Genomic DNA, 8,184 nt, shown 5'->3' on the forward strand with positions numbered 1-8,184 from the left:
TCGCGTAATCGCCGTGCTCGGGGTTGCGTGGCCGCTCGACGGTGATCGCCGGCGGCAGCGCGGCGGTGTCGAGCGCATGCTCGGCCAGCACCGCGGTCGCGGTGGCCTTCAGCAGCTCGGCCAGATCGGCGGGATTCACGCAGGCCATCCTATGGGCTGAGGTCCTCTGGCTTCGAATCCATTCCGGTGCTCAGCAGGCCGCCGCGATGCGTTAGTCTGTCGTGGCCCGTTGGCGCAGCATTTCTCCTGTGCGCCCCCGTAGCTCAGGGGATAGAGCGTCTGCCTCCGGAGCAGAAGGCCGCAGGTTCGAATCCTGCCGGGGGCACAGCTATCTGTGCAGCTCAGACGCACTTTGCGAGCAACATCGTAAGTCTCTGGCTACCTGGTGGCTGTCTTGTTCTCCGCAGGCGGGACGCAACAAGACGTGTGCGGTTCCGGTTGATGCTTGACGTTTGAGGTCCGGTTGCTGCTTTACGGTTCTGGGACGCGGTTTCGGGAGGTCTGCGACAACAGTTCCGGTAGGTGCTTTACACCCGTTAGTGGGTGGGGGTTCTTTCGTAGTCGTTGGTGGACTGCGGAAGGGGCCGGCATGTTGCGGGAGTTGCGGGTGTCCGAGCTGCGTTATCGGGCGGTGCTTGAGGTCTTGGATGGCGCTGTAATCAGCACGGTCGCCCGCCGTTATGGGGTGTCGCGCCAGACGGTGCATGCGTGGTTGCGTCGCTATGCGCGTGATGGGGCGGTGCTCAATCTTGAGGATCAGTCGTCGCGTCCGCATGGGTGTCCTCATCAGATGGCGCCGGCGTTGGAGGCGCGGGTGTTGGCGTTGCGTGATCACAATCCTCGGTGGGGGCCTACCAGGATCGTCTATGAGCTGGCCCGCGAAGGTGTTGTGCCGGTGCCGGGGCGTTCCAGTGTGTATCGGGCGTTGGTCCGTAACGGACGTATTGACCCGGCCAAGCGTCGTCGGCGGCGCAGTGATTACAAGCGGTGGGAGCGGGGTCGGCCGATGGAGTTATGGCAGATGGACGTCGTCGGCGGAATTCACCTCGGCGATGGAGCAGAGGTCAAAGTGGTGACCGGGATTGATGACAACTCCCGGTTCGTGGTGTCGGCGAAGGTTGTCGCCCGAGCTACAGCGCGCCCGGTATGTGATGCGTTGCTCGGTGCCTTGCAGCGCCACGGCGTGCCCGAGCAGATCTTGACTGACAACGGGAAGGTGTTCACGGGGCGTTTCGGCCCGGGTGGTTCCTCGGCCGAAGTGTTGTTCGATCGGGTCTGCGTGGAAAACGGGATCCGGCATTTGTTGACCGCGCCGCGCTCGCCCACCACGACGGGAAAGGTTGAGCGCCTTCATAAGACGATGCGGGCGGAGTTTTTTGCCGAGGCCGATCGGATGTTCGGCACAATCGGCGAGCTTCAGGCAGCGCTAGACCGGTGGGTGGCCCAGTACAACACCGAGCGTCCGCATCAGTCGCTGGGAATGCGTCCGCCGGCGGAACGGTTTGCGTTGGCTACCGGTCCTGTTCTTGACGTTGTGGAGCCCGTCGCAGCGGTCGCTAGCAATGGGCAACGGCGCGCTGCGTCCCAGCGTGCGGATCTGCGCAGTGCCGGTGTTCAGCGGTGGGTGGATCAGCGCGGGTTGATCCGATTGGCGGGGTTTGGGTATCGGGTGCCGATCGTGTTGGCCGGTGAGCCGGTGGAGGCGGTTGTGGCGGACAACTTGGTGCAGATCTACCACCGCGAGGTGCTGGTCGCCTCGCATGTGCAGCGCCAAACTGCCGGCGGCACGCCGCGGCCGCCGCGTCAGGGCCGACGCAGCGCGCGGGCGGCTACCAGCGGGATCGTGGTGACACGGGTCGTCGACAACAACGGGGATGTGTCATTTGCCGGGACGACGTACCGGGCCGGGAGGCCTTCGCGGGGAAAGCAGGTCGAGGTATCGATCGTGGCGGGATCGGTGCAGATCGCTTGTGCGCGAACGATCGTGCGCACCCACGCCATCCGCCACGACCGGGCCAAGGAGCACGGCGCGTACGCCACACCGCACGGTCGTCCCCGCAAGCTGCGCCAGGATGCGCCCAACGGCGCTCACCGCAACGACACGGGAACCAACCTCAACGCGTCTCGGCTGTAAAGCACCTACCGGAACTCATCCGTCAAGCGGGTGCCGAAACTTGACAGACGCAACAAGACGCAACAAGCGTCAAGCGGGTGCCGAAACTTGACAGACGCAACAAGCGTTGCTCGCGTGACGCACGCACCCAACGCCAAGGTCGAATACCACAGCTGAGCCCGTCCGCGTTGAACTCATGGCCGTCTCATCACTCAATGCGGAAAAGCCTCGCCGGGCGGTGTGGCGATCTTCTTTGGGCAGTAGACGCGTGAGGCGGCCATTCTGACGGTGTAGAGCTGTACCGGCAGCAGGCCTTGGTCGGAGAGCTCTCGTCGTGCGGGCAGCGGTTGGACGCCTTCGGCGTCGCAAAATTGGTGCGCATACTTCTTCAAGGTTTCGTTATCGGCTACGACGCCATTTGAAACCATTAGGTCGAGAAACTGTTGATCCTGTGTTTGTGGGTCGGTGTGCGCATCCGGTGCGATCAATCCGCTCACGACCATCGCGCTCGCTGCTGCGATAAGCACTGCGCCACGCAGAAACATGTGCCCACCCCCAATGTTGCATGACGTTGTCCGAACGATGCAGCGTACTTCCATGCCAGCCTGGTTCTCCGCGAATTCTGCGAAGACTTAGTGGTCCGTCTCGCAAACGGTCGGTGTCTTGCTAAGGCCGGAGCCGCGGTGCTTTTCACGCTTTATCACCTACGAAATGTCGCGATTCAGCGCGCGAGAAGGCGTTCCTTCTGGGCGTTGAATTCCTCGTCTGTCAGGAGCCCTGAATCGCGTAGTTCACCGAGTGTGACTAGTGCTTCAGCGAATTGGCGAATGTCAGCGGCGATCGCCGTCCCGTGTCCGCTCGGCGAGGTGGGCGTCGTCACGGGGCGGGAGTGGGAAATCCACCCGGTGCGCTCCTGACACCCTCGGGTAGCGGTGCCGGTGATGGCGCGGCTGGCCATGTTGGCCAGCGTCATCTCACTGAAGAGGCTTCCGGGGCTGGCTGCCATGACTTCTGGGGCGGCGGCGAGGTTGGCCGCCGGCAAGGTCACCGCGGCGAGCCTGATCTCTGGTGCCGCCACGGTCCAGGCTGGTGGCACCGACAATCTTCCGAGCGTTGGCGCCTGACCCAGACCCGCCGTCACGTAAGGGAGCTCCGCCTGACCCAACGCTGTCGCCAGCCGTAGCGTCGTGCCTGGGGCGGCGTCTCCAAGCGGGAGGGACTCGTAACCGGGAATTCCCAACTTGGCCGCGATTTGGTTTGCGGTGCTTGCCAGCGCCTCATCGCGGAGTTCACTGTCGTCGTACGACAAGTCGGTAAATAATCCGGTGGTGTTCAAAGGCGTCAGCGCAGCCTGGGCCACATTCGGCAAGAACAGCACGTTTCCCTCGAAGTCCGGCAGCGTCTCCGCAGACGTCGCGTTGGTCGCCGCCGTCGATGTAAGCCCTTGCAATGCCGTGGAGGTCAGCTGGGACGCCGCCGCCTGCGTGCTCGCCGTGGCCGATGTCCCGTTCGTGGTCTGCGGTGCCGGAGTGAACGGAGTCAGCGTCGTCGCGGACGCCGAGGTGCCCGCGTAGCCGTACATCGCCGTGGCATCTTGTGCCCACATCTCGGCGTAGAGGGTCTCGGTGGCCGCGATCGCCGGAGTGTTTTGCCCGAACAAGTTGGTCGCCACCAGCGCCTGCAACAGGGCGCGGTTGGCGGCGATCACCGGCGGGGGAACCATCGCCGCGAACGTCACCTCATAGGCAGCCGCCGCCGCTTTGGCTTGAATGGCTGTCTGTTCGGCCTGGCTAGCGGTGGATCTCATCCACGCCACGTAGGGTGCGGTTGCGGCTGTCATCGCCGCTGATGCGGCGCCAAGCCAGGGCCCGGCACTCAGCTCCGAAATCACCGATCCGTAAGAGGTTGCCGTCGAGTGCAACTCGGCGGCCAGCCCGTCCCAGGCCGCCGCGGCGGCCAGCATCGGCCCTGACCCGGGCCCGTCATACATTCGCCCCGAGCTGATTTCCGGGGGCATAAATGCGAAATCCATTGCGCCACAACCTCCTAAGTTATCGCCGTTGCATCAGTAGCCTCGATGGGCGGATTCGACCCGCGAGGCAGAGTCGAAGTTTTCTCACGCGCCCATCGCTGCATAACTGCAGCTTGCGCCTCTATCGGTCGATTGCGGCGCCAAATGTTTGGATCGCGAGCGCAAAGTCGATGAAACGAACAACAGGAAAGAGGGTCCGACGGCGGGCAAGAACTGTTGCGAGAGGCCCGCGGAGTCGTTCCGATTTAGAAAGCGACCTCTTTCCTATATGCCAGAAGCAGTCGCATTAGCTGACGCTGCGAGGCCCAGCCCGATCCCATTTGGCGTTTCCTCGGCGACCTCGGCCTCGGAGGTATCCGCGTTGTCGACGTAAGCAGGTGCTCGGCGATGCGCGTCAAGTCGCACCAGAGTCCAACAGCGCCCGTCATGCGTTGGGTCACCTGTCACGCGGCGCCAGACGCAGCACCGGCGCGTTTTGGGCGCCCTTCCGCTGATCGGCCGCCTCGAATATGGCGACGAGTGCCACGACTTCCGCCACTGACAGGTCCGCAATCTTGATCCTGTCCATCAGCTCGCGCAGCCGCTCTGTCGCGGGCCAGTGCGCCAACGCGAGGAAGTCGCGGAGGCCGGGAATGTCCTGGGACATGGTGAATTCCTAGCTAGTTCGGCAATCAGGGAGTCTGAGGGCTGTACGCATGTCACAGTCGGCCGCGTTCAACGCCTCAGCCGACGCACAGGCACCTTTACGGGAACAGGCAGACTCGTGCCGTGGGTCGCTCGGTGTCACGACGTTCTCACAACTCATGTGAACTCACCGGCCGAACACCTATGGACGGATGAAGACTGCGGCGACCATCTGTGACCGCAAACCTCAAGCGAGGCAGCATGTTTCGTCTTTCAGCGTTAACAACTTTCGACGGCTGCGGACCCCGCCAAACGCGCCGAATCCGCCTCCGGAGCAGAAGGCCGCAGGTTGGAACCGGACGCTGCCCGGGGGCACCAGGATTTCCGCAGATCAGCGTCGCTAGCCGTCGCTGGGGATTACAACCCGATTGACGAGAGCACGTCGGCGAAGATGGACGGGTCCATTGCCGTGGCAGGGTCCAGACTCGCCGCGAGGTCGGCGGCTGATGAGGGGTCCAGGCCACCGGTGAATAGGGCAAAGAATTCAGCACCGCCCACATTGAAGTCGGCGCTGAGCAGTCCCAGAGCGCCGTCAATCAGCGTCAGGTCCGTCGAGTTGAAGCCGCTGCCGCTGAGTTCACCCGCTTGGTCAGCGGCGACAAACGCCTGGTCGGCTGAGAGCATGTTCGCAGCGGCGGTGACAAGCTGCTCGTCGGCGTTGGCCAAGTAAGTCTGGTCGGCTGCGGAAAACTCGTCTTGCAACATCGCCATCTGCGATAGCGGCGAGACCAGCTCAGTGTTGAGGTTTTCTGTGTCGGCGAGGGTGTCCGCTTGCCGTGCGCTGAGGTCTGCTATGGGCGCTGCGTCCAACAGCGCGGTGCCTTGATTCAGGTCACCGATCGCCTGGCCGATCACGTCACCCGGGGTCGCGGACGCGCTGGCGGCTGGGTCGGCGGCGGCTGCGCTGGCTATATCGGAGCCGCCAAGGTGAAAGACCTGATTGATGACCTCGCCGATGACATTGGCGGGCAGGGAAGTGAACAACAGGGACTCGTCGAATTGGAGGCTCGCCGATGCCGCATCGAGTCCAGTGGTGGTTGAGGGATCGGCAGCATAGGCGTCGGCAGCCGACAGGAAGGCATCGCTGGCCTGAGCAAGCTGCTGATCGGGGCCGTTGAACAAGGATTCGCCCAAGCCCGACAGCAAGCCGTTATCGGACGACAGCAGCGGCGTCTGAATCGCCTCGGTTTGGGTGATTAGTTGGGTAAGGGTGTCTGAGCTCGGGGGTGCTTCCCCATACGCCTGGGTCCACACATTGAAGGCGTCGGTCACATTGGTCTCCGCTGAGTTCAGCAGCCCGATGTCCGTTGACAGGTCATCGGCGTGGGCCGTGCCCATCCCGATCACGGCGGCAGCGGCTGCTAAGCCCGCGCCGCTACTCCATTGCCGGACAACAGAACTGGCACGGCGGATGCTGGTCATTAGGCCCCCGGGATTAGGCGTGCTGATGCGTCAGACACGTAAGAGATGCTGAGAATACCTAAGCATAAGCTAAGGCCGGATGCCATCAAGCTGAACGAGATGTTGTCCCAGCAAGTTCCAAGGATCGCGGCAAGCGCGCCTGGAAGTTCGCGAAGTTCAGTGTGGACGTTATTGGCAACTGCCGGCCGGTGCCGGTACGGGTGCGGTCGGTTGCGGCACCAGAGCGCCGAAGGGACCTGGCGGCGGTGGGGGCTTGACGCACTGCACAACCACCAGTGCGGCCGTCCCAGGGGCGCCCCGGTTTATCGCGCGCCAGTATGAGCCATCCTCATAGGGCACGCCGTCGCACGACGGCTCGACCGGAGACATCATGTCTATCGTCCCGCCCCCCGGGCAGTAGTGGGCGCCCAGGTCGGGCTTATGCGGGTCGGGGGCAGGGGCAGCGTGGCCGACCGGGGCGGCCAGCATCGCGGCGGCGAACAGCGCCAGAGTCATCGCGAACTTCATGCCCCGCATCATGCTGCCTACGGCCGCGGCCCGCCGTGCTTTGGGCCACGAAATCGCACGGTGTGTCCAAGATCTCGGCGTCCCGCCCGGCCCGTGCGATCATGCGCAGATGACGTCCGCGCTGCTCCTTCGCGATCTGGTGCGTTGTTCGCGGCCGACCAGCGTTCTCGACATCGGCGCCAACCTTGTCGACGGTGATCCGCCCTACCAGCGGATGCTGGATGACGGGTTGTGTACGGTCACCGGTTTCGAGCCCCAGCAGCGCGCGTTGGCGGAATTAGAGCAACGCAAGGGGCCGATGGAACGGTACCTGCCGCACGTCGTCGGCGACGGTCAGACGCATCGGCTGAAAATCACGTGGGCGGAAGGCATGACGAGCCTTCTCACGCCCGACGTCAGTCAGCTCCGATTGTTCACCGGGTTCCCGGAGTGGGGTTCGGTCATCGAGGAGATTGACGTGCAGACCCATCGTCTCGATGACCTCGACATCGACGACTTCGACCTGCTCAAGATCGACATCCAGGGCGCGGAATTGATGGTTTTCGAACATGGCCGGGAACGGCTGCGCAACGCAGTGGCGGTGCAGACCGAAGTGTCGTTCGTCCCGCTATACCGGGATCAGCCGACGTTCGGTGACGTGGATCGCGAGCTGCGGTCGCAAGGCTTCTCACCGCATTCGATGCCCGCGCTGAAACAGTGGGCGATCGCGCCGACGGTGTTCGGCGGCGACTTTCGCAAACCGGGGAATCAACTACTCGAGGCCGACTTCGTTTATGTTCGGGACCTCGCTCACATCGAATCCATGTCCCGTGAGCAACTTTCGCACTTGGCGATGATCGCCTTTCATATTTACGGATCGGTTGACCTTGCCGTCTTCTGCGTCACCGAGCTGCAACGGCGCGGGCATGCAGCGCAGGGGGCCGTCCAACGGCTCCTGCAACTCGTGGAGTAGCCGTATCGCTGTTGCGGAGTCGAACCGTCGACTCAGCTGAAAAGGACTTAGTCCACTGAGCTGATGGTCGCGCGGCAAATCGGTAGCGCGACGGGCAGTTCGTGCGACACCGAATCGCCGGGCGGCGTGACCACCAACGTGCCCTCACGTGGGCAAGGATTTCCCGACCCATTGATGTCCAGCGCAGAGGACTCGACATCCGCTGTCGCGACGTCACCCGGGTTGAGGTGGAGCACATGCGCGGCATTGGCCGGCCGGTTCTCGACGTGCACCAGCACGCCGCCGGCCGCAGTCACCAGGTTTGCGTCCGGATATCCGACGAGCATGCACTGGTTTGACGACGTGTTCTTAAAGGACACGACCACGCGCCGCAACGTGTTTGCCGACTCGATCGGTCCGTTCGTGACCGTCAGGTCAGCGTCGGAACAATGGCCCGGCGCACCTGCCGGCGCACCGCCGCCACCGCCGCCGTCG

At 63.6% G+C, this 8,184-nt stretch carries 9 protein-coding genes and 1 tRNA gene; 3 read left to right on the forward strand and 7 right to left on the reverse strand.

The window, feature by feature from the left end; translation table 11 throughout:
* Window positions 1-139: hypothetical protein (locus WAN02_RS24225; RefSeq protein WP_422267180.1), on the reverse strand; the 139-nt coding region annotated here is incomplete at its 3' end.
* Between the two features lie 113 nt (window positions 140-252).
* Here WAN02_RS24225 and WAN02_RS24230 point away from each other — a divergent pair.
* Both WAN02_RS24230 and WAN02_RS24235 read left to right on the forward strand, forming a co-directional pair.
* A tRNA-Arg gene (locus WAN02_RS24230) sits at window positions 253-325 on the forward strand.
* 264 nt (window positions 326-589) lie between these two features.
* Window positions 590-2,134 carry an IS481 family transposase gene (locus WAN02_RS24235; RefSeq protein WP_422267164.1) on the forward strand — a complete coding sequence of 515 codons (1,545 nt, stop codon included), beginning with the start codon at window positions 590-592 and terminating at the stop codon, window positions 2,132-2,134.
* A 191-nt stretch (window positions 2,135-2,325) separates the two neighbouring features.
* Here WAN02_RS24235 and WAN02_RS24240 read toward each other — a convergent pair whose 3' ends face one another.
* The 5 genes from WAN02_RS24240 to WAN02_RS24260 all read right to left on the reverse strand — a co-directional run bounded on the left by WAN02_RS24240 (window position 2,326) and on the right by WAN02_RS24260 (window position 6,758).
* Window positions 2,326-2,658 (reverse strand): DUF732 domain-containing protein, encoded by a 333-nt coding sequence (locus tag WAN02_RS24240; protein WP_422267166.1) that lies wholly within the window; start codon window positions 2,656-2,658, stop codon window positions 2,326-2,328.
* Window positions 2,659-2,834: 176 nt separating this feature from the next.
* Complete coding sequence (locus tag WAN02_RS24245; protein ID WP_422267168.1) at window positions 2,835-4,145, reverse strand: PPE family protein, SVP subgroup; 1,311 nt, start codon at window positions 4,143-4,145, stop codon at window positions 2,835-2,837.
* 436 nt (window positions 4,146-4,581) lie between these two features.
* Window positions 4,582-4,791: a hypothetical protein gene (locus WAN02_RS24250; RefSeq protein ID WP_422267170.1), complete on the reverse strand. Its 210-nt coding sequence runs from the start codon at window positions 4,789-4,791 to the stop codon at window positions 4,582-4,584.
* Window positions 4,792-5,186: 395 nt separating this feature from the next.
* On the reverse strand, window positions 5,187-6,251 hold the full coding sequence (locus WAN02_RS24255; RefSeq protein ID WP_422267172.1) for a hypothetical protein: 1,065 nt from the start codon (window positions 6,249-6,251) through the stop codon (window positions 5,187-5,189).
* A gap of 168 nt (window positions 6,252-6,419) precedes the next feature.
* The gene (locus WAN02_RS24260) at window positions 6,420-6,758 is read right to left on the reverse strand and encodes a hypothetical protein (protein ID WP_422267174.1); all 339 of its coding nucleotides are present in this window, start codon (window positions 6,756-6,758) and stop codon (window positions 6,420-6,422) included.
* Window positions 6,759-6,867: 109 nt separating this feature from the next.
* On the opposite strand from WAN02_RS24260, the gene WAN02_RS24265 reads away from it, so the two are divergent.
* A complete protein-coding gene (locus tag WAN02_RS24265; RefSeq protein WP_422267176.1) occupies window positions 6,868-7,710 on the forward strand; it encodes an FkbM family methyltransferase in 843 nt (280 codons plus the stop codon).
* Between the two features lie 47 nt (window positions 7,711-7,757).
* Here the strand turns inward: WAN02_RS24265 and WAN02_RS24270 are convergent.
* Window positions 7,758-8,184, reverse strand: a 427-nt coding sequence (locus WAN02_RS24270; RefSeq protein WP_422267178.1) for a DUF4232 domain-containing protein, incomplete at its 5' end; no start/stop codon positions are given.

The organism is Mycobacterium sp. (assembly GCF_049281135.1).
GTDB lineage: Bacteria > Actinomycetota > Actinomycetes > Mycobacteriales > Mycobacteriaceae > Mycobacterium.

Bases quoted from the DNA above. Each gene is read 5' to 3' on its own strand.
- WAN02_RS24235 (WP_422267164.1), top strand. From the start codon at position 590: ATGTTGCGGGAGTTGCGGGTGTCCGAGCTGCGTTATCGGGCGGTGCTT.
- WAN02_RS24245 (WP_422267168.1), bottom strand. From the start codon at position 4,145: ATGGATTTCGCATTTATGCCCCCGGAAATCAGCTCGGGGCGAATGTAT.
- WAN02_RS24240 (WP_422267166.1), bottom strand. From the start codon at position 2,658: ATGTTTCTGCGTGGCGCAGTGCTTATCGCAGCAGCGAGCGCGATGGTC.
- WAN02_RS24265 (WP_422267176.1), top strand. From the start codon at position 6,868: ATGACGTCCGCGCTGCTCCTTCGCGATCTGGTGCGTTGTTCGCGGCCG.
- WAN02_RS24260 (WP_422267174.1), bottom strand. From the start codon at position 6,758: ATGAAGTTCGCGATGACTCTGGCGCTGTTCGCCGCCGCGATGCTGGCC.
- WAN02_RS24255 (WP_422267172.1), bottom strand. From the start codon at position 6,251: ATGACCAGCATCCGCCGTGCCAGTTCTGTTGTCCGGCAATGGAGTAGC.
- WAN02_RS24250 (WP_422267170.1), bottom strand. From the start codon at position 4,791: ATGTCCCAGGACATTCCCGGCCTCCGCGACTTCCTCGCGTTGGCGCAC.